The organism is Arthrobacter sp. CAN_A214, from assembly GCF_015751955.1.
Taxonomy (GTDB): domain Bacteria; phylum Actinomycetota; class Actinomycetes; order Actinomycetales; family Micrococcaceae; genus Arthrobacter_D.
Map to the genome: position 1 here is coordinate 327659 of NZ_JADOUU010000002.1, position 26883 is coordinate 354541.

Here is a 26883-nt window from a genome sequence, read left to right on the forward strand (position 1 = left end):
CCATGACAACACCGAACTACCACATCGCCGTCATCCCTGGTGATGGAATCGGCACAGAAGTGATGCCCCCGGCGCAGAAGCTCCTCGAACTCGCGGGCCGACGATACGGGTTCTCCTTCGAGTGGGAGGAATTCGAGTGGGGATGCGAGTACTACTCCCGTACGGGTCGGATGATGTCCGAGAACGGAATCGAGCAGCTTGCGGAGTGTGATCAGATATTCCTCGGAGCAGTTGGTTTCCCGGGAGTTCCGGACCACGTGTCGCTCTGGGGCCTGCTCATTCCCATCCGGCGTGCCTTCCAGCAGTACATCAATCTGCGGCCGGTGAAACTCCTTGCCGGAATAGAGAGTCCACTAAGGAAGATCCCCGCAGGCGGCATCGATTTTCTCGTGGTGCGCGAGAACAACGAGGGAGAATATTCCGAAAGCGGAGGACGCCTGTACCGCGGTACTCCCCAGGAACTCGCCATCCAGGAGTCGATCTTCACCAGGTTCGGCGTCGAGCGCGCAATGCGCTACGCCATCAACCTCGCTGAGCAGCGAAAGGGGATCCTCGCCTCGGCAACGAAGTCGAACGGCATCATCCACACCATGCCGTTCTGGGACGAGATCCTGCGGGAACTCGGAACAGAACACCCCGACCTGAAGATCTCCGAGTACCACATCGACGCCCTCGCAGCACTGTTCGTGCTGGATCCCGCCCGCTTCGACGTCGTCGTTGCATCCAATCTCTTCGGCGACATCCTGACCGACCTCGGCGCCGCCATCATCGGCAGTATAGGCATCGCGCCGTCGGCGAACCTGAACCCCGAGGGCAGGTTCCCGTCGATGTTCGAGCCCGTCCACGGTTCAGCGCCCGATATCGCGGGTCAGGGCAAGGCGAACCCGATGGGCCAGGTCTGGGCCGCCTCCATGATGCTGGACCATTTGGGACAGGAGGAAGCAGGCAAGGCGCTGCTCGACACCATGGAGCATGTGTTGGAGAAGACGAGTGTGCGGACGCCCGACATTGGAGGATCCTCAACTACTGACGAAGTGTCCGACGCGCTGGTTGCTGCGTTCGATCAAGTGGCGAATGCAGGTGCAACCGCGTGAGGATCGTCGAAATTCGCGAGGAAACCCTGCCCATCAGCTCGTCGATCCGCAATGCCTTCATCGACTTCAGTAAGATGACGCTGAGCCTGGTGGCCGTGATCACTGACGTGCAGCGCGACGGACGCCCCGTGGTCGGATACGGGTTCAACTCCAACGGCAGGTACGGGCAAGGCTCGATGATGCGGGAGCGCTTCATTCCCCGGGTGAAGACCGCTGATCACGCGGACCTGCTCGACGACACGGGGGAGAACCTCGACCCCGGCCGGATCTGGGACGTCATGATGGCAAATGAAAAGCCGGGCGGACACGGTGAACGGTCGGTCGCCGTCGGAGCGATGGACATGGCCGTGTGGGACGCGGTGGCGAAGATCGAGAATAAGCCCCTCTTCCAGCTGCTGGCCGAGCGCCACGGCAACGGGCTGGCGGACAACAAAGTGTTCGTCTATGCCGCCGGAGGGTATTACCAGCCGGGTCGCGGAATCCAGGGGCTCCGTGACGAGATGCAGAGCTACCTCGACCGCGGCTACACGACGGTCAAGGCGAAAATCGGCGGAGCTCCCCTGATTGAGGACATGCAGCGCATCGAAGCAGTGCTGGGGATGCTTCGCCCGGGGCAGCGGCTGGCGGTCGACGCCAATGGGCGATTCGATGCACGGACAGCCGTGGAGTACGCGAAAGCGCTGTCGGCGTATGACCTGTTCTGGTACGAGGAACCGGTGGATCCCCTCGACTTCGAGGCCCAGGCAGAGGTGGCCGGTGTCTACGCGAAGCCGCTCGCGACGGGGGAGAATCTGTTCTCGATGCAGGACGCCCGCAACCTCATCCGTTACGGCGGCCTCCGTCCCGACAGGGACTGGCTGCAATTCGACTGCGCGCTGAGCTATGGCTTGGTGGAATACCTGCGGACCCTCTCGATGCTCGACGAGCACGGCTGGTCCCGGACGCGCTGCATCCCCCACGGGGGACATCAGATGTCCCTGAACATCGCGGCGGGACTGGGACTGGGCGGAAACGAGTCCTACCCCGACCTGTTCCAGCCGTTCGGGGGATTTCCCGACGGCGTGGAAGTCGAGGACGGCTATATCACCATGCCCGACCTTCCGGGAATCGGGTTCGAAGGGAAGAGCGACCTCTACTCGGTGATGCGCTCGCTGAGCGACTGACAGAACTCGGCATCTGCTCGACAGGAGAGACGATGGAAACCCCTGAGCACCGTCAACGCCGTCCCATGGTCGCCGTCACGCGTTCGTGGCTGCCCGGATGAGGGGTTGGCCGCCTCCACGGACGCGCGGACGTCGTCGTGCTCTGGCCCGACGACGAGATAGTCCCCGCGTCCGCGGAGGCGCTTCGGGCGTTCGCTGCGGACGCGGACGGCCTGCTTGTCGTTTATGCGTCGGTGGACCGAGCTTTCTTGGAGGCCGCACCGAATCTGAAGATTGTGGCCCTGCCGCATGCTGGGTTCGGCAGCGTGGACGTCGAGGCCTCCAGGAATTCCAGTGTGATCGTCACAGATACTCCGAACGTCCTTTTCGAGACCACTGCGGACACCACCTTTGCGCTCATTTTCTCTGCGCGGCGGTTACTGATCGGAGCGAATGACGACCTCCGCTCCGGCAAGTGGCGGCGCACCCGCTTCGATGAGCACCTCGGCCTCGACGTGTCGGGTGCAATCCTGGGGCTGGCGGGTTTTGGCCAGATCGCGAGGGCCGTGGCCCGCTCGACAGCGGGCAAATCCACTCGGCCGGCCTCGACGTGTTCGACACGGAGCCACTCCGCGATCCGTCGGCACCTGTCCTGCTCCACCTGCGCATCACCGCCCTTCCTCACGTCGGATCAGCGACGCATGCCACCCGTGAGCGCATGGCGAACCTTGCTGTGGACAATATTCTGGCCGTGCTCAGCGGCAAGGGCCCGCTGACTCCTACGCCGGATGACTGCTGAGCAACGTCTCCGGCAGCTTCCCATGCCCGCACCGAGGCTGCCGGTGCGGGCATGAAGAGCACTTGGATCTTCGCTTGCCGGGGCTGGTCCGGCCACCGTCGGCGGCTCAGCCTGCTAGACGGTAGCCAAGCTCCGGACGAGGGCCTCGACGACGGCGTCGGTTACTGCCTCGGTGCTGGTGTTGCCTCCCACGTCCTGCGTGAGATGGCCGGCCGCCGTCGTTTGTTCGATTGCCGCCTCTATCAGGCGGGCTTCCTCGTGCAGGCCGAAATGGTCCAGCATGAGGGCGGCGCTGGCGATCGCGCCGATCGGATTGCTGATGCCCTTGCCGGCGATGTCGGGCGCAGTGCCGTGTACCGGTTCGAACATGCTCGGGAAGCGCCGTTCGGGGTTGAGGTTGGCGCTGGCGGCCAGACCAAGGCTTCCTGCAAGAGCTGAGCCGAGATCGGACAGGATATCCGCATTGAGGTTGGATGCGACGACGACGGAAAGGTCTTCGGGGCGCAGGACGAATTTGGCGCTCATTGCGTCCACCAGCACGCTTTCGGTCTCCACGTCCGGATAGTCGGCCGAGACCCGGTGAAAGGTCTCGTCCCACAGAACCATGCCGTACTGCTGCGCGTTGGACTTGGTGACACTGGACACCTTCTTCACGGTACGGGTGCGTGCCAGATCGAAGGCGAAACGCATGATCCGTTCACAACCCTTCTCGGTGAAGAGCGCGGTCTGTAAGGCAACCTCGTTGCCCGGCCCCCGGCCGCTCAGATTGCGTCCTCCCAGCCCGGCGTATTCGCCTTCACTGTTCTCGCGCACCACAACCCAGTCCAGCTCGGTGGTGTCTGCCTTGCGCAGGGGGGACTGGATGCCGGGCAGGAACCTCACGGGCCGTACGTTGGCCCACTGGTCGAAGTTCTGGGTGATGTTCAGCCTCAGTCCCCAGAGACTGATGTGGTCGGGCACGTTCTTCCACCCCACAGCACCGAAGTAGATGGCGTCGAAACCTTTGAGGGTTTCGAGCCCGTCAGCGGCCATCATTTGCCCAGTCTGCTCGTAGTATTCCGATCCCCAGGGAAATTCGGTCCAGTTGAAGGCGAACTTGCCGGAGGAATTATCAGCCAGGGCGTCGAGGACACGCCGGCCTGCGGCTACGACTTCCTTGCCGATCCCGTCCGCGGGAATGGATGCAATATCGAATGTCTGGGTAACTCCCATGGCCGATCTCCTGGGTTGAGTGTTAGCAGTGTGGGACTGCCTGTTCCTCAACAAGTAGACTTCCAGCCCCGAGCGGGCGTCCAAGACCAAGATTCGATACGGCAGATAGGCCCAACCTATCAACGGCAGTCAGTCCACGCGGGCAGACTGCCGGGCCACGGCGAGGAACGACTGTGCAGCGGGAGTGAGGTTCGCCAACCGGCTCAAAAGGGCCACATTCAGATACGACACGGGCTCGATGACGAGGGTACGAAGGCCGGATTTTTGGGCCAGCGGGGCCCACGAGGAGGGCATCACGGCATGGCCGATCCCGCCCAGGACCAAGGGAAGCACTGATGTACGGTGGGCCACCTCGACGACGATTTCCGTATCGACCCCGCGGGCAAGCGCATCATCCACCAACCACCGCATCAGTGACCCGCGCTGGCTAGCTATCAGGCGGTGTCCGGCGAGGTCTTCTCGCTGAATGGCGTTTCCGGAGCCGAAGCGGTCAGCCTGTGGATTGACGATGAGGATCAGGGGCTGTCGGCCGAGCTCGAGGACATTGACTCCGGGCACCCGGATGGGTTCGTGGGACCCGGCCAACCCCAGCTCGAAGCTGCCGTTCCGAACCGATTCGATCACGTCCTCCGGCGTGAACGCAGCTCCGATGTTCAGCCGGACGGATGGATGCAACCGGGTGTAAGCCGCCACCATTGAGGTGAGCGGCTCGATCCCGGGGGACGGCATGGTGGTGATATCCAGTCGACCGCTGCGAACCCCGCGCAGAGCCTGAACCGCCGACTGTGCGGCGTCGAGGTCCCTCATAACGAGCCGGGCGGGACCTACCAGTTCCTTACCCGCCTCGCTCAGCACCACCCGCCGTCCGATTCGGTGGAACAGGGGAATGCCGAGGTCGCGTTCCAGGCCGGCGATTGTCTGGGACAGCGACGGCTGCGCAATCAACAGGTGCTCCGCCGCGCGATTGAAGCCGTCGTGATCGACGACCGCCAGGAAATACTTCAGCTTTCGCGTGTCCAATATTGCTCCTAACCAGGGTCCGCAGGGGCTGCTGCCCACCACGACCCCAGCCTATCGATCGGAATGCTTTGGTCCTGCTGGTGTCTTTGAGCGGGATCATAAGGGCCGAACTGCCTTTCCATTAGGCCCGGACCTTCTCCCGACCACTCACCGGCACATCATGGGCACCCTCGTGTGGAGCCCGCTGGCCGGCGGGTGGCTCAGTGGGAAGTACCGCAAGGGCAAGGACCTTCCCACCACACGCCGCGGGTCGCAGAAGGGTGCACCCGATCTCGACGACCCGAAGATCGCAGCCAAGCTCGACGCCGCGAATCAGTTCGGGGCGCTTGCCGATGATCTTGGCGTTCCGCCTGTTTATCTGGCTCTAGCATTTGTGCTGCGGCATTCGCCGGTCTCGAGCGCGATCATTGGACTTCGGACCATGGGGCAATTCGAGCCGCAGCTCGGCGCGGCCTCACTGGAACTCGATCAGGCGACCCTGGACCGGATTGACGAGATCGTCGCGCCCGGCACCAACGTCCATTTCGACGACGCGGGGGTCAGCAATTACTGGCTCGACCCTGAGCGTCGCCGTCGTGAAAGATAGCCGAAGCCGCTTGCCGCGTCAAGCGAAGGGATGGCTCGCCCGAGGCTTGCCTAACTGTGCCGGATTCTGGCGAGGAAGCCTCCCGATGCCGTTCCTACTGATCGGAAGGACGAGGGCGTGAGTGCACTGTCGCCGTCTCCGGTGCCCCTGCAGGCGGCTGTGTATATGACGCGGTGACCCGGCGATAGACCGGGGTCAGGAAGGCCAGCAGTGCAGCTGCGATGATCATGACTCCAGCGAACAGGAACACCAGGGCGATGCCGCGGGAGGTGCCCTCGCCCAGCAGCGGGGCCAGCTGGGCCGCACCCTCAGCGGAGCGTGCGTACGGGATGATCCAGATCTGAGCGATCGGCGCGATGAGGAACGCGGTGATCGGGGCTGCTGCGGACTCGAACGCCATGGCGAATCCGAACACCCGCCCCTGCCGATGCAGGGGCACCACCCGCTGGATAATCGTCTGCTCGGCGGCCTCCACAAAAGGCACCAGTGCCAGGTAGAGCCAAATGCCGGCAATGTACAGCCATGCCCATTCCCGCAGCGTGAACACTGCACCGAGGCCACCCATCAGGGTCACCGCGATGAGCATGGTGCGCAACGGGTTGGCTCCGAGTCCGAACTTGCTGATCAGCGCGCCTCCCACAATGAACCCGGTGGCGCCGAGAGCGAAATAGGTGCCCCACAATTCCACGGGGAACAGCTCCAGGCCGTAGGGATCCATCAATGCCATGTAGACGCCTCCGACGAAGTTGTTGAAGGTGGAGAACAGGATCAGCGCGAACAGCCCGGAAACGGCCAGCACGGCGGCGAGTGAGCCGCGCAGGTCGAATCCGCCCTGCGCATCCGTGGCTGCAGCCCGCACTTCTTCGGGCATGTGGAGCGTGAGCAGGTGTGCGAAGGCCAATGCCGTGAGCACCACGGCCACGGCGACAGTCCAGCCCATGCCGAGCAGTCCGACCGATAGCCCGGAGAGCACCGAGGTGACGATGAACATCAGTCCCTGGACCATGCCCACCAGTCCGTTGGCATTGGCGCGTCGGTCCGGATCTATGAGGATGGTGACCGTGGTGGAGAGGGCGATGTTGCGCATGTTCTCGACCACCGCACCGATCAGGATGATCAGGGTGAAAACCCAGAACCACGGCCGTGTCAGGTCCAGCAGCCAGGCGGAGGGTGTCAGGAGGAACAGAGCGCCGGCCAGCAGAAACATTCCCAGGGTGAAGCCGGCGGCGAAGCGCATCACGGCAAGCTTGCGGTAGCGGTCCACGAAGGTGCCGAAGCTGATGCTGGAAAGGGCGATCAATAGCATGTACGCACCACCGATCACTCCAGTGGCAATTACGTTACGCGTCTGCAGGTACGCCCAGAACGTCAGCGCAAACCACAGGTAGCTGGTGGTGATGTTGGCCAGGGCGGTGTTCACCAGGATGCCGGCAAAAGTGCGGGACCGCTGGGCCGCACTGCGCAGGGACGTGTCGATAGCATCGTTTTCCGCAAGCTGCGGAGTGTCGCCGTTGCCGACCGGTACGGAGTCGACGGCGCCGTCCTCCAGGACGCCTGCGTCGCCGTGAGGAGCCGCAGCGGCCCTGGACAGGGCCGGGTCCTGCCCGGTCATGCGTCCCAGTGTACTGACATCCACCAGCAGCGAAAACGGGTGCGGCCCGTCGAATTCACTGATCCCACGCCGGACTGACCTCTCGTGCCGAACTGTTGAGCGCTGCAGTCGCAGCGTCCGGGTTACTCAGGAGCATAGTGTCCGCCAGGGATTTCGAGGGGCCCGATTCCGAGCCGCTCGTGAACCTGCCGCCCCACGGAGGGTGCAGGAAGAAACTGATCCTCCTGACACGATATCGCCATGGTTGGAACGTCAGGGTGTCGCTCTGCTGGCCACGGTTGCAACATCCATGCGCCTTCCATTGGTCGACGCCGTCGCTATCAGCGCTGACACCATGGGATCACTGGGCTCAGGGGCTCTGATGGGACGGGCCGTCGGAGCTGTCATTGGGTGCTCGCCCCAGCTTTCGCACTCCGGCAGTCCCAAGAAGCGGGCTATTAACGGGGACGCATCGGGTACCGAGACGGGATTGCAGGCCCATCGCCGCAGGATTACCTCTCGTGGGGTAGGGGCTACTATCTGGACGCTTGACTTCTAGATGACCTCTGAGCGATTTGCTCGCATCCAATGCCGTGCTCATCCATCAGCAACGACGCCTGAATTCGCCGATCGCCTACCGCGGCGACTCCAATTAGCGATGACTTCCGCATGAGCGGTGGAGATCTCTCGCCGGCCGGCCGGCCTTCCGGCTGAGTACCACGGCCATGCCCGCCCTGGTCCGCTCCGACCCTTGACCTCCTTGGCTGGCGCTGCACTCGCGCTCGAGAGAGGGGCTTATCTATCTGCGTGCCTTACGGGTCGTCGCGCGACTCCTGCTGTGTAAGGCCGCGGCATGCAAAGATCCGTGATCAGGCCAGTTCCGGCGCACTCACGAACGGCCCGGATTCCCGCTACGGCCGCCGCCTTGTCCGAAAACGTTTTGGAGACCGCGATAACCGTCCCGTCCGGTGTCTTCAATCTGAACCTGAATGCATTGTCTCGATCATGGAAAAGTTCGATCACCGCGGCCATAGATTTCCCCTTTGGAACCGCCCGCGCAGAAGGACTGCCCGGGCTCAGCATCAAAACCGGAACACAACGCTGCGTCACGGCTGGCCCGATAAAGGGATAGGCCTTCCCCCATGTGACCCCAGCCACACCCATTTTTCTACGGTAGGGACCTCATCGTGTACTGGCGAGTACGTGTCACCAGTGTGCCAGAACCCGATGCCGGTCCGGGAGCTCCACAGCCGAGCAGTCTTTGAGGATCGGACCCTTGGTGCTGGTGCTGTCTGCCCGTCACCGTTCGTTCTTCATTGGCGAGTTTGTGCCGACCGACCGGGATGAACTGTTGATGTTCGCGGTGCTAGCGCGTTGGTGGGGCGATCCGCGGTCCGGACGGAAAGCCCGCCGACACACGGCAAGCCAGACCGATGCGTACAGGTTGCTGGCCAGTGCGTCGGTGGGGTAGTGAACGCCCCAGTACAGCCTGGACAGGGCAACACCGATCACCATCAACGGGACGGGTGCGACCGCCGCATACCGCCAACGGGTCCTCATCCATGTGGCCAGGAGCAAAGCGACACCTCCATAAGCCACCAGGGACGCCGCGACGTGCCCGGAAGGGAACGAGGAGGTAGGAGGAACCCCCTCGGATAGATGGTCCACGGTGGGCCTCACTCGGTCCACGATCATCCCGGCAAGGAGGTACAAAGCGGTTTCACCAACGACAGCGGTGAGGAGGAACGCCGCCGGTGCCCGGCGCCGAGTCCAGGCAAAAGCCAGTGGGGTGCTGATGAGAAGGACCGCCACGACCCCCGATGTCGTGCCCAGGGCACCCACGAGGGTGGCCAGCACTGTCAGGCTGTCGCTGCGGTTACCAGCAAACCACGCAATTCCTGTTTCATCGAGATTCCGAACCATGGGTAGGAATCGGGTGATAGCCAGACCTGCGCCGGTTAGAGCCGCTCCTATCAGCACGGCCGGGCCCAGAAGGATCAGGAGTGTGTGTCGGCCATTGGGCAGGACCGCATCGCGGGTAGGTGCCGGAAGAAGTGCAGCCGGGTCGGCGGTGGGCAGCCCTTCCAGCCAAGAGCTGACAATGTATCCGTGTTCCCACCGCCACCTCCGGAAAGCGACCGCACTCACCGCCGTCCACCCAATCCCGGTCAGGAACGCACCGGCCGCAGACCAGAACTCTGCCGGGCCGCCAATGACCCGTGCGCCCCCGTAAACAATGACGATGACCACTGCCGTGGTGATGGACGTCGCCCGTGCCCGTGACGGAACGACCGGCAGGAAAACAAGCAGCAGCACTCCACTGGTGATCGTCAGGCCAAGAATCCCCTCGTCGAGCAAACCGGCCTTTTCGGTTCCGGCCACCACCGCTCCTCCCAATGGCGGTAACCGGGATGCCAGGACAGAACCGGCCGTGGTGAGAACAGCGGAACCGATGGCGGCGACTGCCACTTAAGTGGCAGATGACGGTACACGACGGATAAGCAGCCAGAGCGCTGCGACCGGCAGGACCAGCCATCCAACATCAGCGCCGACGTCGGCGACGAAATTGACGGCGCCGAACACCGGCGCCGATGCGGGTCTTCCCTTCAATCCCGAATCGGTCGCGCCAGCGGGAAAGGTGAGTAACAGGCTGAGGAAAAGGATCCCGATGAGGCTGAGCGCACTACGAGCCGTATACAGTCCCATCCGCGCCTCCTCCGCATGAACAATCCGCCCGACCATATGCACCCGCTAACCGATAAATCAATCACGGCTGAAGCCAACCGTGTCCACTGGAGTGGGAAGCATGGTGCTACATGCGGTCCAGGGGTGCACGGACAATGCTGTAGAGCCCGTAGAACATGAGCCCAAGCGCGATGATGGAGAGGGCGACCGTGCCAAGGAACTGTTCCTGTACAGCCTTCAACGCCCCGTCCAAGCCGGAGGAGTTCCCAGGCGAGGAAGTAACAGCGGCTCCGATGATCAGCACCCCCCCCCCGACCGCCAGAGCCAGGCCTTTAGTGAGATAACCGACTGAACCTAGAACTTCGACCACGGCACCACGGGCGCCGCGCAGTTGCTTCTCGAGGTCCTTGCAGTAGCGTTTCGTGGCACCCTTGAAAAGGTAATAGCACCCCACGGCGATGATCCCTGCCCCCACGGCGACCAGCAGCGCCGCACCCAGGGGAGCCGACAGAAGGGCCGCGGAGAACTCCCGGGCTTCGGCGCTGCTATCGGTCTCCCCGCCCAGGGCATAGACACCGAACGACACAGAAACCGCAGCGTACCCACCGGCCTTGGAACCGGCCTTCATACGCTTCAGGACTTTTTCCTTCATGTCCCGGTGCTTCCACCGGAAAGCGGCCTCGCTCAGCTGAAAAAGGGCCAGCGCCGCGGCGCCTAGGAAGCTCGCCCAGAGAAGAACGAATCCACCGGGTAGATCGGCAAGGGCCTCTACTGCTCCTGATCGTTCAATGTCACCCCGGGCGCCGGCCGCCACGCTGACGGCGATCATTCCGATGACGAAGTGGAGTAATCCGTTAGCGGCGTACCCGACTCGTGCGCACACCTCGAAAGCTTTCGAATCGGCTGCGTCTTCAAGGCGGCTGATTACCTTCAAGGCCACGCGACCGAGCTCGCGTGCTACCGTTTTTCATCGCCGGACCGAACGCTCTGCCTTCTGTTGCACGTGCCCCACCGACCCTGATAGATGTGAACCCCATTTTGTTCCATGGCTGTTCCATGCAGTGGATATTCTCCTCCAGGTGAGACGATGCGCCCCTCGAGGCGACCCTTGACAGTTTGCCCGCAAACGCCCACGGACAGGACAGGATCACCGGCGGAACGACGTGTGCTTGAGAGTGGACCGCTGGGGATTGGCCTACGGGCAGTCACAGTTGTTGATCGATTGGACGTCAGCCCCCGAAGACGTGTTCGTGCCGCATTCCTTGTGATCAAACACGTGCACGTGATGCAGTGGAGCGATGCATCGGATTCTGCTCCGCGAAGTTGTCATAGACGCCCCAGACAACGTGTTCACCGCGACTCGTGATTTCTGGTCCTCCGCACTGCTCGCGGAAGCGCAACTAGTGCACGACCACCCGGAGTTCACCGCGCTCGTCGACCCAGCCGCGATGTCGTGGGTTGGACTCCAGAACGTAGGAGACGCAGCCCCACGGTTCCACCTCGACATCGAAACCGATGATGTAAATGCCGAAGTGAGCCGGCTAGTGGGCTTGGGGGCAACCAGGGCCGCCCAGGGTCGTACATGGGTCGTGTTGAAGGATCCGGCGGGATTACTGTTCTGCGTTGTCCCGCACGAATCCCCTTGGTTCCAGCAGCGGGCACGCGTCGTCTCTTGATGAGTATGGGCAGCACAATGACCGCTGAGTGAGATGGCCTTCCAGGCACAGGCGATGCATCGAGGAGCCCAACGAACAGAACCCCGTCTTCATCGACGTGAGGATGGTGCGGTAACGGATCCTTCACCGAACCTTGAGGTGCATAATCCGTAGTGGCAGTGCGATCAACTGCAACCGGTGGTGCGGTAACTACGCTGGGGGGTATGGATTTCACCTCGGTCGATCGCCAGTATGAGCCCTATGTCCGTCCGATCGACCCGGCTGTGAGGCGTGCCGCGGAGTCGTGGAGGTGGCGCCGGTGGAACATTCATCTTGAACATGTGGGCTCCTCGGAAGCACCGGTTCGGATGCTTCTGATTCATGGTGCAGGAGGAAACGCTGCGGCGATGTGGCCTTTTGCCGCGCACCTGTCGCAACTCGGGGCCCTCGTGACACTCGTGGACCTTCCCGGTTACGGTCACACGCAGCCAGTGGGAAGTGGGCAGGTCTCGTATCAGGACTGGCAGGAGCTTCTGGTGGATCTTGCGGAGCGAATTGCTGACGACAGGCCGTTGCTTTTCGTGGGCGCCAGCATGGGCGGGATGCTCGCCTTGGACACAGCGGCTGGAAGTGGCAGGGGCGATCGGGTCATCGCGACGTGCTTGCTTGATGTCAGCGATCTCGAGGTTCGCTCGGTGATTGTGCGTGCCCCGTGGGTGGCCCGGGCCTCCAAGCCGTTTCTGAGGTTCGTCAGAGGGCCGGTTCAGCGGTTATCTCTTCCTCTGCGGTGGATTGCTCCGATGCGGAAGATTTCCAATGATCCCCGGCTCTCGGCACAGGTCCTGCGGGATCGACGCGGTGGTGGCGGGTCGATGCCGTTGGGCTGGTTCCGGGCCTTCCTGGAAGCCGGCCCGGCCGTGCTTCCCGAATCGTACAGCGGGCCCCCTGTGGTGCTGGTCCATCCGGAGGATGATCGATGGACCCCTGCACGCATCAGTATCAAGTATTTGAGTCGATTGGCCGGTGAGCATCGCTTCATCGAGATCGCCGGTTGTGGGCACTTTCCTATTGAGGAACCGGGCTTCCAGCAGATCCTCGACGTCGTGGGTCAGGAGATTGAATCCGTGATCAGCACAGAGCCTCTGGCCGGAGTCGTTAGCTGAACATGGCAGCTGTGCACGGTTCCGATGAGCGATTCTGGGGGGAGTTCCAATGACAAGGGACGAACCCGTCACTGGTTGCGGGACCAACGGCGACGACGAGCCCGACAATTACCACAGGGCTCAGGACTCCTCGAGGTTGGCCAACTGGAGTTGCACCTTCCTCAGCATCGCCGGTGTACTCGTCACGCTCGGCTGCCTGCTCGCCATCTACTTGGAGTCGACCGGGTTAGGTGCTCCCCGGGATGCTGGTCTACGCCCTGGGTACACCGCGTTGCTTATCGCGGGCGCCGGGGCAGGGGTCCTGGTGCCCGCGGGAGCCTGCTTCGCTTTTCTCCATACCTTCCATCGCCTCACCGTAGTGGTGGGAGCATTGGCGGCTGTAGTCGTCGCCGCAGCAGTACTGGGCATGCTGGCTCCTGATACCAGCAGTCATGGGAAGTGCGACGACGGCTCATGTCATGACGTACGAGCGCGCGTCCCGACCGAAGCCTGCGAAGCTGCAGACGAACCGGAAGCTGCGTGCCAAGGTGGAAGCTGATTTGAGGAAGAAGTATTCGCCAGAGCAGACCAGTGGGCGACTGCGACTTCAGCTCGCCGACCAGACGGAGATGCACGTGATGTTTTACGAGGAAAACCCGGAAGCGGAACCGAGTGATGAAGTGCTCCCGAAAGAAAAGATGTTTCACCACACCCGGCATGTGAGTGTTGACGCCTTCACTGCAGAGCTGGAGGACTACATGTGCTGGTACAACCACATCAGAATCCAACTCCGACTCGATGGCCTGAGTCCGATCGAATACCGGAATCGAGCCCTCGCAGCCTCGAAAACCATTTAGCTCACCTACGGCACCACGGGCGATCCCGCTCGCGCCTGATCACATATCGTGCAAGTGCGCCCGTTCGCCGTCACGATTGAATACCGACAGGATTTCTAGTTCTCCGGACTCAGGGACAGCGCTGATCCGGTGTGGCACCATCGTGGAGAACTCTGCTGCTTCGCCGGCCTCAACGACGAGCACCCGGTCGCCAAGCTCCAAGCGGGCCCGACCGGTCAACACGGTAAACCACTCCCACCCCGGATGCACCTGGCTCTCGGGTGCTAGCGCCACTCCAGCACCCACCCGTGTCTTGACCACCACCACTCCTGCCGCGGCGCGGTCACGCGAAAGTAGCCAGGTGGTCACATCCGCGCGATGCGCGGGCTGGGGTCGGATGACCACATCCTCATCCTCCTGGGAGCTGATGAGCTCATCGAGGGTGGTCTCTAAGGCGCGGGCAATCGGTACGAGCTGATCCAGTGCAATGCGCCGGTCCCCGGTCTCGATACGACTCAACGTCGAAGGGCTCAGAAAACAGGAGCTGGCCAGGGCATCTAATGACCAGCCCCGGGCCAGACGGAGGGCCCGGATGCGCTGACGAACGAGGGCGTCAATATCTTGCTTCATACGCAAGAGACTATGCCTTAGAAGCATTCACTGTCTACAGTGGGGATTATGAGTCACCACATCGCCAGCGAGAATAAAGATCACCCGCACGAGCACCACCAGCGGTTCGGTGACCAGGACCAGCACCGCGGCCTCGACCTCGATGCCGAGGTGTTCAGCGAGCACCTCACGGCCGTCCTGAACCTGACCGGCCCAGAAGCGCACACCATCGTCGACCTCGGCGCTGGCACCGGCGCAGGCAGCCGATTACTGCGCGAACGGTACCCTGATGCCGTTATAACGTGTGTCGACAACAACCGGCAGATGCTCGAATTGCTGCGCGAGCAGGACTTTACCGTGATCGAAGCCGACCTCGACGAGGGCTTCCCAGCGCTACCCGAGACGCCGGTTGACCTGATCTGGGCATCATCCTCACTCCACCATGTCGCCGATCCTGCCCGACTGCTGTCGGGAGCTCACCGAGCATTGGCACCCAATGGATCCCTGGTCATCGTTGAACTCACTACTCTGCCCAGCTTCCTCATCAATCCCCGCGAAGTGCTGCTGGAACAGCGCTGCCACCGCGCCGCGGCAGCCGAGGGATGGAACCACTACCCCGATTGGACGTCAGTGATCGAGGACGCCGGCCTCATCGTCGCCAAGTCCGAGGTAACGACCACCGCACCCGTCACCCCTGCCGCGCGGGAGTACGCCCAACAGTGGTTCGCGCGCTTTTCGCACTTGGCGGGCCTGAGCACGAGCGACCGCCACGCAGTTGAAGACCTGCTCAAACGGTTCTCCAACAACCTCGAACTCGAACCTCGCACCACCCGCACCGTCTGGGTGGCTACCTCAACCAGAACCGGGAACAATCATGAATCAACACACCATCAAAGAGAACCCGCATAACACCACCGGACAGACTGCGGCTACGACCCAAGCCGACAAACCCCATGGCGACCGCAAAAGCTCCAGTTCCCACGCCTACGACGTCGCCGTCATTGGAGGCGGCGCCGCTGGACTCAGCGCCGCAGTCACACTCGGCCGTTTTGGCCAAACCGTGGTCGTCATCGATAACACCACCTCCCGCAACGCCGTCGCTGGCCATGTCCACAACCTGCTGACCCGCGACGGCACGCCACCCGCCGAGCTGTACCGGCTCGGACAGATTGAAGTCGAACGATACGGTGGTCAACTCGTCACTGGGACCGTGTCCTCAATCCACGGTAGCGCCGGGGCGTTCACATTGACGCTCGACGACCGCTCAATCAGCGCAAGCCGGATCGTCGTCGCCACGGGCGGCAAAGATGAACTACCAGACGTGCCCGGCCTTGGCGCGCGGTGGGGTAAGGACGTACTGCACTGCGCCTTCTGCCACGGGTACGAGGTGCGCGGCCAGCGCATTGGTGTGCTTGCCACCGGGCCGATGGCCATCCATCAGGCCATGATGTTCCGACTGCTCACCCCACACGTCACCGTGCTGACTCACACTGCACCACCTACTGCGGACCAGTACAAGGATCTGGTCGAGCGGGGCATTGCCGTCCTGCCTGCAACCGTGGTCGAAGTACTCAGCCACGATGACGATTTGACCGGCGTCCGCCTGAACGATGACAGCCACATCGACCTCGACGTCCTAGTCATCGCAACCACCGTGCATGCCCGGGCCGACTTCCTTGCCCCCCTCGGCCTGTTCCCCACCGACCTCACCATCAACGATCACGTTGTCGCCACCCGTATTGAGACCGGCCCCAACGGCGCCACCAGCGTGCCCGGAATATGGACTGCAGGCAACACCAGCGAACCCATGGCCCAAGTCATCAACGCAGCAGCCAGCGGACTCGCAGCAGCCTCCGCGATTATCGGCGAGATCGTCCTAGGAAACCCGATCAACCGCTAATCACACCGATGGCGTCCCATCGGATGCCCCCGTCGTCGAGGGGCTCAACAAAGGCCCGCTCTGCACAACGAAACAGCCCATGTCAGCCAACGAACCATCCCCTACGATCTTCATCACCGGTCTGAATTCCGGGGAGTAGTTCATGGTGCGGTTCCGCTTCCACCCTTTAAGGCGTCGATCGACGGCGCAGTGTTCGGTAGCTGGAATGCTGGGTACATGACAGAGCACTCCCTTGATGAGCAGTCCAGGCCGCTGCGCTTCCTCTCCCTGCAGCAGGTAGCAGGTAGGAGGTAGCAGACGAGCTGAACACCAAGCACAGCACCATCCGAGGACTCATCCAGTCAGGAGAGCTGCCAGCCATTCAGATTGGCGGCCGAGGCCAGTGGCGCATCGAACGCGCCAAGCTCGAGGACTACATCACCGGTGCCTACGCTAAAGCTCGGACCCACATTGCCCGAGGGGACGTCGACACTCCACCGGAGGCATCGGGATAAGGGGCCTACGCCTCCAAATCAGTCCCCGTCATTGGGTGACGCAAGCGTGATCGCATTGAGCCACATTCAGCCCTCACGCTGGATTTTGATCAACGGTTCGAGGAATCGGATCTTCACCGCTGTCCGTGTGTAGGCGATCGCATGCGCTTGGATGCGAATTGCTTTTGAGGGATAGCGGATCCACACGTACATCCGGCGTGGCTTGGGGAAGTCGGTGGGTTGGCAGTTTTCGACGTCGAGTTCGGCCGCGATGAGCATGATCAGTTCCTTGCGCATGATGAATTCCTCGATCCGATCGTCCATCAGCCTGGCGTAGTGCTTGGTGTACCTTTTTGATCCCGCCATGACCTGGCCACGCGCCCCGCCTACCGCCGCTCAAGAACCGTCGACGCCGGTGACGCGGCGTAGCCGCCAGTCCTCCCACCGCGGGTCCGCGCTCAGCGGTTATTCTCAACAAAGTAAAAAAGTCCTTTGATGAGCTTGAGGGCGAGTCGAGATGGGAAGCATCGGGTATGCCAGGGTCAGCACGCTGGAGCAGAACGCAGACCTGCAGCACGCAACATTGAAAGCGGCCGGCTGCAACCGGATGTTCACCGACCATGGTGTGAGCGGAACGATGGCCGGTAGGCCCGAGCTGGATAAGCTGCTCGACCATCTACGGGAGGGTGATGAGGTGGGGGACTGCTGAAGGTTCAGTTTCCAGTACGAAATGTCCCCTAGTTGCTCCACGGGGGAGTTGGGGCGCTGCCTTGATGGCGGGCGCCGAAGAGGAAAGCGTTGAGGTGCAATTGCCGGTACGCGCTTATGGGTGTCCGGCTCAGTCCATGACTAGCCCGCCGTCGACCACCAGGTTCTGCCCGGTAACCGACCTCGCCCAGGGCGAGGCGAAGAAGAGGATGGTGTCAGCGAATTCCTGCGGTGTGGTGACGTGTCTCAATGGTGTGGAGGAGGCGATAAGGTCGAAGACCTTTTCGGGGGTGGCTGCGCTGGCGTCGGTGGTGCGCAGCAGCCCTCCGGAGACCATGTTCACTGTCACATTGTGCCCGCCCAGGTCCTTGGCCAGGGTTCGGGTGAGGGACAGCAGTGCCGCTTTCGCTGCGGTGTAGTCGTGGTAGGGCACCACGGGGTTCTGGAACAAGTTGGTGCCGATGTTGATGATCCGCCCGAAGCCTTGTTCCTGCATGCCTGGCAGGGCCGCCTGCGTGGTGTTCAGGGCCCCCCGGACGCTCCCGGAGAACTGGGCTGCGAACTCGTCCCAACCAATTTTCGCTGCATGTGAGCGGGCATCCCCATTGAATGAGAAGGCCGCCAGGGCGTTGTTCACCACGGTGGTGACCGGGGCGCCGAAGTGTTCCTGCGCTCGTTCGAGCATGGTGGCCACCTGTTCGGGATCGGTGACATCAGCCTCCAGGGCCACGGCCCGAGACGAGCCGAAGTGATTCGTCAGTTGCCGGGCGGCGTCCCGGCTGGCGTGGTAGTTGATGATCACCCGGGCACTCTCGGCGGCGAAGGCTTGGACGATGCGGCGGCCGAGACCGCGGCCACCGCCGGTGACCAGGACGATCTGTTCTGTAATCTGCATAAGGCTCCCTGAGGGTCAGGGCGAAAAGATGCGGGACCGATAACACCTGGGTTTGGCAGGACATCCCTTCGCCAGTACGAACTGGATCAGGTTCAACAGGTGTCATCTCAGCCGGTTGATACCGGCACCCCGTGTCACTGCCTCGAGAGTACACGTTCTCTCCGAGCCCAGAAAGCCTATTATTTCCCTGGGTTGCAGGAGCCCCCGTGTGAGGCGTGCGCATCTGGGCTCCATGATGGGGACTGTAAATTCATTGGTGTTTTTGGCCTGACGGGCGGCGCGTGGGGTACTACTGCGTACGACCTCTACCCCGTCGCGCCCTGTCGCATCTGAGCGCACGTCGAACCCGGCTCGGCGCAGCACGCACAGACGAGGTTACGGATATCCAGGTCGTCTTCAATAACAACAGCTGTCCCCTGGGTATTGAGCAGCTCGGTTTCGCTGAGCATTCGTGAGGCCTTCATTGTTCGGTAACCCGGCTGACCGCGTGGGTTCCGCGGGTTTGCGTCCCAGACTCGCGCCGGGTTCGCCTTAACGCGCGTAACGAGAAGGGGGGGGTGGTGGTTAGGCATACGCCGCAGTGCCTTCGGCGTAACCGAGAAAGCCGCGTCTGTGGCCAGGGTGCTACGCGAGCTCCTTTCGTCACTTTCATTGGCACACGTAGTGGAACATTTTGTGTGCCACGTAGTGATTGAAGATGCGGCATCATGGGGTGGGCGGGGCGGCAACGACGAGGGATCGTCAGAACTGGGGGAGAAATGGAAAGGTCTCAGGAGCCATCCTCTGGGCGGTACACGTTGAGCGATGATGGGAACTTTCTGCGCCTGCGGTGGGCGCCAGGCGTCACGATACACACAGAGGATATTCACTCCACGATCGAGGCGGTCACGGCCGCATCTCCTCATGGAAAGCGGCCTCTGCTGGTGCATATTGGGTTGGTCGAGCGGATTACTGTCGAGGCCAAGCAGTTGCTCATTGATGACACATGTTCCACCCGCACCGCCGTCGTTGGTGTGGATGAGGTGGGTAGGGTCCTTACTGCGTTCAATTACCGCTCCGCCACGCCCAGTCGGTACTTCGACAACGAGTCCGACGCCATTGCCTGGCTCAGGGAAGACGGTGAACCAGACAGTAAGGACGCTCATCCTGACAGTGCTTTTGCCGCCAACGAGCACTTCACTGCCGAAATGCGGGGGGGAGTGTTATGGCTCGAGTGTGTGGCCAGTACGGAAGTCGACAACGCTGTCGCTGCTGGAATCGTCGACCGGGCCAACCAGCTCAGTCCGTCCGTTTGCCCGCCGATGCTCATCCGCCTCAATCACCTGATCTCCGTGACGGAAGAAGCGCTGCACACCCTCGCGACGGGACTGAATATCGCGGCCCTGGCCATCGTCGGAGTCGAGACCGAAGACCCGGTGATCACTGCCTACTACAAACAACAACACCACCCGCCCTACCCCACCCGGCACTTCACCACAATCAATGACGCCCAACAGTGGCTCACCAAATGCAGATGACACCCCTCAGGAAGCGCAGAGAACCATTTATTGTGGGACGGCACGCTCGTCCGCTCAAAACCCGAGGGATATAGTGACAACGTGCACGGTCAAGGTACTGTCGGCGAATCAGCCCAGGATCTTGTGGTCTTGCTGATCGCCAGGGCTTGCTAATGAAGGTAGAGCGCCGGGCGGCTCCACCCGGGACTGTGTTCCCCTGCTCGTTCCGACCCGCGCCACGCGGTCCATGCGTCACGTCGAGACTCAGCCTCGGTGTCGGCAACGAAGAACTCGTCACCATCACCTATGGCGGGCGCCGCGCCGAAAAACTCTCACCGCACTGATATCGGTGCTCTTCACGGGGCGACTAACAGCACCGAGAATGGGGCATATTTCTGATGGACGGGGATTTTTCGCAGGGGAGGGGGTGCGCGCATGATGATTCGAAGATGGCTATCGGGGGTTGCGTCGCCCTCAGCATTACTGGTGCACTCGTCATGCTCGGCTGCGTGCTCGCCATCTACTTGGAATCAACAGGGTTAGGCGCGCCGAGGGACGCGGGTATGCGGCCCGGTTACACAACGATGCTCATCACCATCGCCATGGCGGGGATCCTAGTGCCGGCGGCGGTCTGCTTTGCTGTTCTGCGTACCGCCCAGCGCCTCATCGTAAGGGTCACGGCATTGGCGGCTGTAATCATCGCCATAGCAATAGTGGGCATCGTAGGCCCCTGATACCAGTAGTCAGCGGTAGTGCCTGCCCGTGAATCACGCCTTGCGCCGCTTTGAGCGCTGAGGAGCAGGAATGTCCTATGAATGGTCGTTTCCGGCATCCCTTAGTGCCTGGGTGACCCATTCCTGAAGTTGCGTGGTGTTCCAGCTGGGTGTGGCGACGAGGAGGACTTCGCGGTCTTCGCGGATGACGCGTGTGATCCCGTCCTCCATCGCCAGGGTCTTGACCATATGGTCCACCTGCCGGGAGTATTCGTGGGCGATGTCTTCCCGCAAGGACACTTCGATTTCACGGCCGCGGATCGGGTGATCGCCGAGGTCTTCTACTTCGACGAGCGGCTCGGGCGGTTCGTGTCTGGTTTCCTCGGCACTCAGCGCCTCGATGACTGCTTGGGCGTATCCCGCCATCTCGTCGTTCGCGGGTGCTCTTCGGCCGCGAACCACTTCCCGGGCGCTGGATGCGACTGGCCCCGGAAAGAAGATCTGACGATCGGCTCCGGCCAACACAGGGTGATTGCGGAATTGGTAGCGCTTATTCGGATGCTGACCAATTTGCCACTGAGCAGTGGGAGTGCGGTCCTCCACTACCCGCACGAGGTACGAGATGAACCCATCGAGCAACTGGACGGATTCATAGGAGAGGATCGCTTCGGTTTCGGCTGTGAAGCGCTCCCAACTTGGCCAGTCCTCGTGCGGCACTGTGGCGGGGTCGGTGCACGCGGGCGCATCCGGTCCTGTTAGTCCGCTCAAAACCCAGCCCCACAGCGGAACCAGCCCCTGGGTTGTCCCGTCCAAGAGGGTGTCCGGGTCCCGACCGTCCGCACGGAGCGCTTGACGGAACCGCTCAAGCGCCGGAGCGCGTTCGGCGAGGAACTCCTCCAGAGCCGAGACAGCCTGGCGTTTCGTCAGTTGTGGGTAGTACTTCATGGCAGATGAATAACATATTGGATGCCGTGCTCTTCCAGCAGGTCCAAGATCCTCGGGTCCGCACCCAAAGACCCCGTCCGACCGCCGACGAAGTGCCAGACGACGTCCTTGATATCTGCGTTATCCACTTTGTCGCCCAAAATGGCAGCATCTTTGAGAATCTGTGTACGTATGCGCGAGCGATATGGCACGAATCCTGACTTCACCTCTCGCATGATACTGCCGTCGACCAGATCGGCGACTCGGCCAGTGCTGAAGCCCGGAGGAGTCCTAAAGACCTGCCGTGACAGCGGCGTGTTGGCCACTCCGAAGAGGCCCGCCACGGCGGTCTCTGCCTCGCGCCAGTGAGTGACGAAGGGCAGGGGCGTGCCGACTTGAACCTTTGAACGGTTCAGCGCTGCGACAATGTGGTCAGCACCTTGTCTGGAGGAGGCAAGCCGGAGGAAGCTCGCCTCGTCCATGTCCGGGGATGCCTTGCGCAGAGCGTCCCAGTTGCTGTTGATGCCGGCGATGATGTCCGCACGGGCTTTGGCCGGGAAGTCCTCCAGCTTCGCGATCGCGGCGACGACGTCGTCGAGCAGGTGTGCGCTGCGGCCGAGGAACTTCGTGACTTTGGCGATGATGTTGGCGGTGTCTCCGACGTAGGGCACGATGCCGGCCAGAGACATACCGGCCGCTACCCAGTCGGTTTTGACGGTATTGGCGATCGCGTCGCGCAGGTCGAGGATGGCACCGGCGATCCAGCCGACCACCGGGATGAAGCTTACGGCTGAGGAGCTGATGGTGCCCAGCAAGTAGGGCACGGTGGTGCCGTCCCCGGCGTCACCAAGTGCCGCGCCTTTGGCGTACTCGCTGGCCCACTCATCGGGGCTCATGGGGTCATCGAAGACGACAGGGCTGAACCCGGCGTCCGTGTCGGCGACCTCGGTGCCGTCGGTGTAGCCGTCACCGTCCGTGTCACCTGTGAGCGGGTCGGTGGCCCAGCTCAGCTCGTCGGAATCGCTGAGTCCGTCACCGTCGGAATCGGCGCGCCAGATGCTGGTTTCCTCGTCCAGTTCGGCGGGGTCAGGAAGGCTGTCGCCGTCCGTGTCGGTGTTCGAGGGGTCGGAGAGAACCTGGAAAGTGTCAGACGCGGTCGGGACCCCGATGCTGGTGCCGAGAGGAAGGACCTCCTGGCCGTCGGCCAGCCCGTCGCCGTCGGTGTCGGCGTCGAATGGGTCGGAAACGTAGCGGAGCCCAGTGCCGGGACTGTGAGCACCCTGGATTTCAACGCAGTCGTTGAGTCCGTCCTTGTCGGAGTCGCTCATGACGCCCTCGTCGCCACCGGTGTCGTTACTGATGCGGCGGAACACCTCCGGGAGTTCCGCGGCGTCGTCGACCTGGTGGTACTTACCGCCCGTTTCGGTGGCGATGGTGTTGAGCAGGCCGGAGTTCACCGCGCTGCCGAGGCCGATGGTGTAGATCGTGATCAGGTTCTGCTTGGCCTGCGTGAGATGAAAGTTATTCCAGGTCCCGTCGCCGTCGGTCAGCAGGATCATAACCCGGCCACGCTCGGCGTCCTTGTTGTTCGCGAGAACGTTGTTCGCCGCGCTCACACCAGCCGAGATGCTGGTGCCACCGAAATCGTCGATACGGTCAATCGCGCCCTTGACCGCGTCCTTATTGGTGGTCAGCGGCTGCAGGACACGCGCGAAGCTGTCGAAGTCGATGACAGCGGCACGGTCCTCGGGCAGCAGCGCGTCGACGAAGTTCTTCGCCGCGTCCTTGCGCAGGCCCTGCGGGTCGTTCCAGGACATGGAACCGGAGGAGTCGATGGACAGGGCAAGGTCGAGGAAAACGACGTCATCGCCACCGCCGTCGGTTCGTGTGCGGCAGGGGTTGTCCTTGGCGGTCCACGTCTCATTCCAGTTCACGATGTCAAAGACGGCGTACGTGGAAAAGTGGCTTACCGCAACGGTCACCGTCCCGGCCGCGGCATCAACTCGCTGGTCACCGGCTACAGGAACCCAGGCGTTGGCGGATTCGTCCAACCAGAACACCCGCGCCCGCTCGGCAGCCTGGCCCAACTGCACTCCGGCGGTGTCATAGGGCAGGGTAATCTCGGCCTTAGCCATGCCTTCGCCGGGGGACTCGAATTCAAAAGCAGCTCCCAGGCGCGCATCGGCGCCGGTTCGGCTATCGGCGTCGGCGACTATGGCGATTCGCGCGCCCAACGCCGACTGATTGGCGCCAGTTACCACGGCCGACGCTCCGCCGGGTCCCTCCACGGAAACGGACAGGAGCTCATCCACGTCGAAAACACCGTCGGAATCCGTGTCAGGATTGGTCGGGTCAGTACCGCCGCGCGCTTCTGCGCCGTCTGGCAGAGTATCTCCGTCGGTGTCGGCAGCCAATGCATCAGTGCCGTACGAGGGCTCAACGTCATCGGTGAGGCCATCGGCGTCCGTGTCCGGGTCAACCGGCGATGTCTTCGCGGTCTGTTCTTGCGCAGCGGTAAGGCCGTCACCGTCATGGTCTTGGGCGGCGTCGGGCACGCCATCCGCGTCGGTGTCGGTGTTGTTCAGCGCCAGGACGGCCATGGCGTTGAATTCGAAGGCGTCAGAGAGGCCGTCCCCGTCGGTGTCCAAAAGAAGCGGCGAGCCGCCCACGCTGAGTTCAGCGCGGTCCGGGATGCCGTCGCTGTCACGGTCGCCGGCGAAGGTGATGCCGAGGTCGGCCAGTGCGTTGGTGCCGTCCCGCCAGGCCTTGGCGAAGTGGGTTTCAGCGGCGGCCGGGAAGGCCTTGGCGAGGGCGTCGCGCGCTTGCGAGAGGGACTTCTCAGCAGCGGCGAGGTTCCGTTCTGCGGACGCCCGGGCCAGCTGGTCTACTGCGGCTCCCGCTGCTTCCGCCGGTGGCGTCGTGAGTGCGGTACGTGCATCGCCCACCGCGGTCTCGGCTGTCAAACGCCCCGCGAGCAGCAGGTCGGTCAGTGCGGAGGACAAAACCTCTGCCTCTGCGGGGTCGGTTGCCTTGCGCGCGGCCCCGTCGAGGTGGGATAGCAGATGAAGGTCATAGAGATAGGCCTGTTGCCCGTCAAAGTCCTCCCGGTAGCGCACCCCGTCGATATAGCCGGCTGCCGTGCCTGCGACGTCCTCGATGCGTGCTGGCCCGGGCGCAGCCGTGGCTACCGGTGTCAGAGACGCGACGAGTGATTCCTTGGTGCCCTTGCTGTTGAACGAGAACGATTCGTGGGCTACTGCGGCGATTTCGCTCGCCAGAGTGTTCGTGGCCTGTGCCGGTCCGGCAGGACCGATAAGTTGAGCGGCTGTCGCCACCACCAGTGCAAATCCGATGCTTGCAGAACGCATGACCGAGCGCGCCATGTCTACCCCCTGTGACCATGGCTGGGACGATCCTAGCGCCGGCGAGGTCAGGCTATCAGCGGAGTTCCGGTGCCTGAAGGGCGCGAATGTAAAGGTTCGATAACAATAAACGAAAGGTTGACGCACCAGCACTTGCTGCTGGAATCTGTCAACTTCCAATAGGATCCGTCCTGACCTCGAGGGTCGAGCGAGTTGACCGAGCTTGGCAAACGATGAGGACCTTTTCCGCGGGCCACCCTCAGGGGCTGAATACCTCAAGTTGTCTCGCAACCAACTCTGCAGTGAGAATCCCGCACCCCTAGGTCAGGAGGCAGGGTTGCAAGACATGAGAAGAGCAGCAGTGGCGGGGGAGAGCAAGTGTCTTATCCTATTGCCTTGTAACCCAAGGGTTACAAGGCAATAGGTGGGACGGCCCGCTTCCGCCTGGTGTGGCGAATCTGGGTAGCAGCGGAAGGACTGTTATTACGGATGGAGTTCTTCGCTCGCAGTGGCCCGAGGGCGGAGCACTAGAATTCCCTGCCACTGCCCTCCGCGATGAACCAGCGTGTGGCTCTTTCACTGCTGCCGTAACTCTGGTTATCGCATGGCGCACGCAAAAGTGTCGGTGAGTCTACGCAGTGGTGGCACGTAAACGGCCGAGCGCGGTGAGTGTTTTCAGACGGGTCCGCGTATCCCGTAGATGTCGCAGCGGGCCCTTTCAAGGCCAGCCTGGAGGTGCACCACGTCCAAGGCTCTGTCCCGCAGGATCATCAGCACCTGTGTCCTGGCCGTGGTGACCAGTCGTTTCAGGGCTGTGCGGGTTTGGTAGTGGGCATCGGTTGCCGCATTCACCAGCTCGGCGACAGCCATCTTAGGATCATGAATCGGCACTCCCGACGGCACCACGGGGTCGAGGGCTCTCAGTGACTCATGTGTGGTGTCCATGACCTGTCCTTCTTCCTGCTCCCCGCGTCCTGCCTCTACCATGCGCTTTCAGGATCCCGCTGCCATGAGGAGTGGGTCCCATCTCCCGGGGGATCTTTGGCTACCGCGCCTCATTCATGGGACTTCAGTCCCATGGATGGTCAGCGTCCGCCGATTCCGGCGTCGCGGGCGAGGACGATTGCCTGCGCCCTGTTGGAGACGCCCAGCTTGCCGAACATGTGGGTGATGTGGTTGCGCACGGTATTCGGGCTGATGAAGAGCCGGCGGGAGATCGCTGCGTTATCTAGTCCGGAAGCGATCAGGCGGAGAAGCTCCCGCTCCCTGGCCGACAAGTACTCGACGGTCCGCAAAACCTCGATGGAGTGCGGCTTGAGGAAGTCATCGACGGCGGAGAGAAAAGTCGCCCAGGCCGGTTCTTTGGCCAGCAGAATGTGGTTATTGCTCTCGAGTAAAAGGAATTCAGCTCCGAGAATGAGAGTGGCCACTAGGTAGCCCGCCTCAAGCGGCACCGTTGCGTCGTTGCGGCTGTGCATCACGAGGGTGGCGACGTCGACCTGGCTCGCACGGACGGTGATGTCGATGCGATGGCAGATATCCAACGACTCTGACACGGCATCCGCTCCTGCCGCAGTTCGCTGTAGGTCGTTGAAAGACCTCAGTTGTTCCAAGGACGCACCAGGAATGAAGCGCGCGCTCCACAGTTGCTGGATCGCCGCGTTCTCCTCATTCCATGACAACTGCATGAGGGTGCGCAGCGCTTCACCCTTCCTCTGGCTGCGGGCGTCTCCCCGCCTCTCCCGTCCGAGGGCGAACGTCCCATAAAGGATGAGAGCGTCGACCTTATCCGGGTGCCGCACTGCGTATTCAATGGCAACCGGCCCCCGTTCAACATCCCCAAAACGGCGAACGAAACCACGCCCACCGCCGCGACAACAGTCTCCAAATCCTCCACCCACGTATCAAGCGACGCAGCGCTCCGTCCGCCGGCCGACAGGCCCGTTCCTCGGCTGTCACACCGGATGACGCGGCGGGAGCGGCTGAGTCCTTCGAGCCAGTGATGCCACACAGGACTCTTCCAGTTCATGACCACATGCGA

25 protein-coding genes, 2 pseudogenes and 2 riboswitches are annotated in these 26883 nt (G+C 62.4%); of the genes and pseudogenes, 13 read left to right on the forward strand and 14 right to left on the reverse strand.

Going from position 1 to position 26883, the window contains the following annotated elements; all coding sequences use genetic code 11:
• Nucleotides 1-2: 2 nt before the first annotated feature.
• From IWX65_RS03415 to IWX65_RS03425, 3 genes are all read left to right on the forward strand, one after another.
• Complete coding sequence (locus IWX65_RS03415) at nt 3-1094, forward strand: tartrate dehydrogenase (RefSeq protein ID WP_196881032.1); 1092 nt, start codon at nt 3-5, stop codon at nt 1092-1094.
• Complete coding sequence (locus IWX65_RS03420; RefSeq protein ID WP_334683609.1) at nt 1091-2257, forward strand: mandelate racemase/muconate lactonizing enzyme family protein; 1167 nt, start codon at nt 1091-1093, stop codon at nt 2255-2257. The genes IWX65_RS03415 and IWX65_RS03420 overlap by 4 nt, the downstream gene beginning before the upstream one ends.
• A gap of 137 nt (nt 2258-2394) precedes the next feature.
• On the forward strand, nt 2395-3012 hold the full coding sequence (locus tag IWX65_RS03425) for an NAD(P)-dependent oxidoreductase (protein ID WP_196881033.1): 618 nt from the start codon (nt 2395-2397) through the stop codon (nt 3010-3012).
• A gap of 137 nt (nt 3013-3149) precedes the next feature.
• On the opposite strand, the gene IWX65_RS03430 is transcribed toward IWX65_RS03425, so the two are convergent.
• Nucleotides 3150-4247, reverse strand: a complete 1098-nt coding sequence (locus IWX65_RS03430) for a tartrate dehydrogenase (protein WP_196881034.1) — start codon at nt 4245-4247, stop codon at nt 3150-3152.
• A gap of 129 nt (nt 4248-4376) precedes the next feature.
• Nucleotides 4377-5267, reverse strand: coding sequence for a LysR family transcriptional regulator (locus tag IWX65_RS03435; protein ID WP_196881035.1), 891 nt, complete (start codon nt 5265-5267; stop codon nt 4377-4379).
• Between IWX65_RS03435 and IWX65_RS03440 the strand changes: the two genes are divergently transcribed.
• The gene (locus IWX65_RS03440; protein ID WP_334683610.1) at nt 5260-5853 is read left to right on the forward strand and encodes an aldo/keto reductase; all 594 of its coding nucleotides are present in this window, start codon (nt 5260-5262) and stop codon (nt 5851-5853) included. The two genes, IWX65_RS03435 and IWX65_RS03440, sit on opposite strands and share 8 nt — an antisense overlap.
• A 94-nt stretch (nt 5854-5947) precedes the next feature.
• Here IWX65_RS03440 and IWX65_RS03445 read toward each other — a convergent pair whose 3' ends face one another.
• The 5 genes from IWX65_RS03445 to IWX65_RS03465 form a co-directional block, all read right to left on the reverse strand.
• Nucleotides 5948-7465: an MFS transporter gene (locus IWX65_RS03445; protein ID WP_196881037.1), complete on the reverse strand. Its 1518-nt coding sequence runs from the start codon at nt 7463-7465 to the stop codon at nt 5948-5950.
• A 774-nt stretch (nt 7466-8239) separates the two neighbouring features.
• A complete protein-coding gene (locus IWX65_RS17680) occupies nt 8240-8608 on the reverse strand; it encodes a YegP family protein (protein WP_334683611.1) in 369 nt (122 codons plus the stop codon).
• Between the two features lie 135 nt (nt 8609-8743).
• Entirely contained in the window at nt 8744-9826 is a 1083-nt protein-coding gene (locus IWX65_RS03455; protein WP_196881039.1) for a phosphatase PAP2 family protein, read from the reverse strand.
• An 87-nt stretch (nt 9827-9913) separates the two neighbouring features.
• Complete coding sequence (locus IWX65_RS03460) at nt 9914-10150, reverse strand: hypothetical protein (RefSeq protein WP_196881040.1); 237 nt, start codon at nt 10148-10150, stop codon at nt 9914-9916.
• Nucleotides 10151-10256: 106 nt separating this feature from the next.
• Entirely contained in the window at nt 10257-11069 is an 813-nt protein-coding gene (locus tag IWX65_RS03465; RefSeq protein ID WP_196881041.1) for a DUF1206 domain-containing protein, read from the reverse strand.
• Between the two features lie 358 nt (nt 11070-11427).
• Here IWX65_RS03465 and IWX65_RS03470 point away from each other — a divergent pair, with 358 nt between their 5' ends.
• The 4 genes and pseudogenes from IWX65_RS03470 to IWX65_RS18020 all read left to right on the forward strand — a co-directional run bounded on the left by IWX65_RS03470 (nt 11428) and on the right by IWX65_RS18020 (nt 13783).
• Complete coding sequence (locus tag IWX65_RS03470) at nt 11428-11805, forward strand: VOC family protein (RefSeq protein ID WP_196881042.1); 378 nt, start codon at nt 11428-11430, stop codon at nt 11803-11805.
• Between the two features lie 203 nt (nt 11806-12008).
• Complete coding sequence (locus IWX65_RS03475) at nt 12009-12947, forward strand: alpha/beta fold hydrolase (RefSeq protein WP_196881043.1); 939 nt, start codon at nt 12009-12011, stop codon at nt 12945-12947.
• A 440-nt stretch (nt 12948-13387) separates the two neighbouring features.
• Nucleotides 13388-13564: pseudogene (locus IWX65_RS18015) on the forward strand (IS30 family transposase); the annotation flags it as partial.
• Between the two features lie 60 nt (nt 13565-13624).
• On the forward strand, nt 13625-13783 hold the full coding sequence (locus IWX65_RS18020; RefSeq protein ID WP_442859159.1) for an IS3 family transposase: 159 nt from the start codon (nt 13625-13627) through the stop codon (nt 13781-13783).
• A gap of 39 nt (nt 13784-13822) precedes the next feature.
• Here IWX65_RS18020 and IWX65_RS03490 read toward each other — a convergent pair whose 3' ends face one another.
• Nucleotides 13823-14392: a helix-turn-helix domain-containing protein gene (locus tag IWX65_RS03490; RefSeq protein ID WP_196881046.1), complete on the reverse strand. Its 570-nt coding sequence runs from the start codon at nt 14390-14392 to the stop codon at nt 13823-13825.
• Nucleotides 14393-14440: 48 nt separating this feature from the next.
• On the opposite strand from IWX65_RS03490, the gene IWX65_RS03495 reads away from it, so the two are divergent.
• The 3 genes and pseudogenes from IWX65_RS03495 to IWX65_RS03505 all read left to right on the forward strand — a co-directional run.
• The gene (locus IWX65_RS03495) at nt 14441-15280 is read left to right on the forward strand and encodes a class I SAM-dependent methyltransferase (protein WP_196881047.1); all 840 of its coding nucleotides are present in this window, start codon (nt 14441-14443) and stop codon (nt 15278-15280) included.
• Nucleotides 15246-16271 (forward strand): NAD(P)/FAD-dependent oxidoreductase, encoded by a 1026-nt coding sequence (locus IWX65_RS03500; RefSeq protein ID WP_196881048.1) that lies wholly within the window; start codon nt 15246-15248, stop codon nt 16269-16271. The genes IWX65_RS03495 and IWX65_RS03500 overlap by 35 nt, the downstream gene beginning before the upstream one ends.
• Before the next feature lie 299 nt (nt 16272-16570).
• Nucleotides 16571-16765 (forward strand): annotated as a pseudogene (locus IWX65_RS03505) (helix-turn-helix domain-containing protein); the annotation flags it as partial.
• A 66-nt stretch (nt 16766-16831) separates the two neighbouring features.
• Here IWX65_RS03505 and IWX65_RS03510 read toward each other — a convergent pair.
• The gene (locus IWX65_RS03510; protein WP_196881049.1) at nt 16832-17041 is read right to left on the reverse strand and encodes a hypothetical protein; all 210 of its coding nucleotides are present in this window, start codon (nt 17039-17041) and stop codon (nt 16832-16834) included.
• 220 nt (nt 17042-17261) lie between these two features.
• Here IWX65_RS03510 and IWX65_RS03515 point away from each other — a divergent pair, with 220 nt between their 5' ends.
• Nucleotides 17262-17453, forward strand: coding sequence for a recombinase family protein (locus IWX65_RS03515; protein ID WP_334683612.1), 192 nt, complete (start codon nt 17262-17264; stop codon nt 17451-17453).
• Nucleotides 17454-17582: 129 nt separating this feature from the next.
• Here IWX65_RS03515 and IWX65_RS03520 read toward each other — a convergent pair whose 3' ends face one another.
• Nucleotides 17583-18347, reverse strand: a complete 765-nt coding sequence (locus IWX65_RS03520; protein ID WP_196881050.1) for a 3-oxoacyl-ACP reductase — start codon at nt 18345-18347, stop codon at nt 17583-17585.
• 46 nt (nt 18348-18393) lie between these two features.
• A riboswitch (TPP riboswitch) is annotated at nt 18394-18489 on the reverse strand.
• A 324-nt stretch (nt 18490-18813) separates the two neighbouring features.
• Nucleotides 18814-18888: riboswitch (cyclic di-GMP riboswitch) on the reverse strand.
• A 382-nt stretch (nt 18889-19270) separates the two neighbouring features.
• Here IWX65_RS03520 and IWX65_RS03525 point away from each other — a divergent pair.
• On the forward strand, nt 19271-19864 hold the full coding sequence (locus tag IWX65_RS03525) for a DUF7793 family protein (protein WP_196881051.1): 594 nt from the start codon (nt 19271-19273) through the stop codon (nt 19862-19864).
• A 788-nt stretch (nt 19865-20652) separates the two neighbouring features.
• Here IWX65_RS03525 and IWX65_RS03530 read toward each other — a convergent pair.
• From IWX65_RS03530 to IWX65_RS03545, 4 genes are all read right to left on the reverse strand, one after another.
• Entirely contained in the window at nt 20653-21501 is an 849-nt protein-coding gene (locus IWX65_RS03530; RefSeq protein WP_196881052.1) for a hypothetical protein, read from the reverse strand.
• A complete protein-coding gene (locus IWX65_RS03535) occupies nt 21498-24863 on the reverse strand; it encodes a VWA domain-containing protein (protein WP_196881053.1) in 3366 nt (1121 codons plus the stop codon). Before IWX65_RS03535 ends, IWX65_RS03530 begins: the two co-directional genes overlap by 4 nt.
• Before the next feature lie 654 nt (nt 24864-25517).
• On the reverse strand, nt 25518-25787 hold the full coding sequence (locus tag IWX65_RS03540) for a hypothetical protein (RefSeq protein ID WP_196881054.1): 270 nt from the start codon (nt 25785-25787) through the stop codon (nt 25518-25520).
• A 140-nt stretch (nt 25788-25927) separates the two neighbouring features.
• Complete coding sequence (locus IWX65_RS03545) at nt 25928-26644, reverse strand: helix-turn-helix transcriptional regulator (RefSeq protein WP_196881055.1); 717 nt, start codon at nt 26642-26644, stop codon at nt 25928-25930.
• Nucleotides 26645-26883: the final 239 nt, after the last annotated feature.

Excerpts from the sequence above, each read along its gene's own strand:
- IWX65_RS03460 (WP_196881040.1), bottom strand. The coding sequence starts at position 10,150 with ATGGGACTGTATACGGCTCGTAGTGCGCTCAGCCTCATCGGGATCCTT.
- IWX65_RS03510 (WP_196881049.1), bottom strand. The coding sequence starts at position 17,041 with ATGCGCAAGGAACTGATCATGCTCATCGCGGCCGAACTCGACGTCGAA.
- IWX65_RS03520 (WP_196881050.1), bottom strand. The coding sequence starts at position 18,347 with ATGCAGATTACAGAACAGATCGTCCTGGTCACCGGCGGTGGCCGCGGT.
- IWX65_RS17680 (WP_334683611.1), bottom strand. The coding sequence starts at position 8,608 with ATGGGTGTGGCTGGGGTCACATGGGGGAAGGCCTATCCCTTTATCGGG.
- IWX65_RS03535 (WP_196881053.1), bottom strand. The coding sequence starts at position 24,863 with ATGGCGCGCTCGGTCATGCGTTCTGCAAGCATCGGATTTGCACTGGTG.
- IWX65_RS03540 (WP_196881054.1), bottom strand. The coding sequence starts at position 25,787 with ATGGACACCACACATGAGTCACTGAGAGCCCTCGACCCCGTGGTGCCG.
- IWX65_RS03415 (WP_196881032.1), top strand. The coding sequence starts at position 3 with ATGACAACACCGAACTACCACATCGCCGTCATCCCTGGTGATGGAATC.
- IWX65_RS03430 (WP_196881034.1), bottom strand. The coding sequence starts at position 4,247 with ATGGGAGTTACCCAGACATTCGATATTGCATCCATTCCCGCGGACGGG.
- IWX65_RS03495 (WP_196881047.1), top strand. The coding sequence starts at position 14,441 with ATGAGTCACCACATCGCCAGCGAGAATAAAGATCACCCGCACGAGCAC.
- IWX65_RS03500 (WP_196881048.1), top strand. The coding sequence starts at position 15,246 with ATGAATCAACACACCATCAAAGAGAACCCGCATAACACCACCGGACAG.
- IWX65_RS03445 (WP_196881037.1), bottom strand. The coding sequence starts at position 7,465 with ATGACCGGGCAGGACCCGGCCCTGTCCAGGGCCGCTGCGGCTCCTCAC.
- IWX65_RS03490 (WP_196881046.1), bottom strand. The coding sequence starts at position 14,392 with ATGAAGCAAGATATTGACGCCCTCGTTCGTCAGCGCATCCGGGCCCTC.
- IWX65_RS03475 (WP_196881043.1), top strand. The coding sequence starts at position 12,009 with ATGGATTTCACCTCGGTCGATCGCCAGTATGAGCCCTATGTCCGTCCG.
- IWX65_RS03530 (WP_196881052.1), bottom strand. The coding sequence starts at position 21,501 with ATGAAGTACTACCCACAACTGACGAAACGCCAGGCTGTCTCGGCTCTG.
- IWX65_RS03470 (WP_196881042.1), top strand. The coding sequence starts at position 11,428 with ATGCATCGGATTCTGCTCCGCGAAGTTGTCATAGACGCCCCAGACAAC.
- IWX65_RS03515 (WP_334683612.1), top strand. The coding sequence starts at position 17,262 with ATGGGAAGCATCGGGTATGCCAGGGTCAGCACGCTGGAGCAGAACGCA.
- IWX65_RS18020 (WP_442859159.1), top strand. The coding sequence starts at position 13,625 with ATGTTTCACCACACCCGGCATGTGAGTGTTGACGCCTTCACTGCAGAG.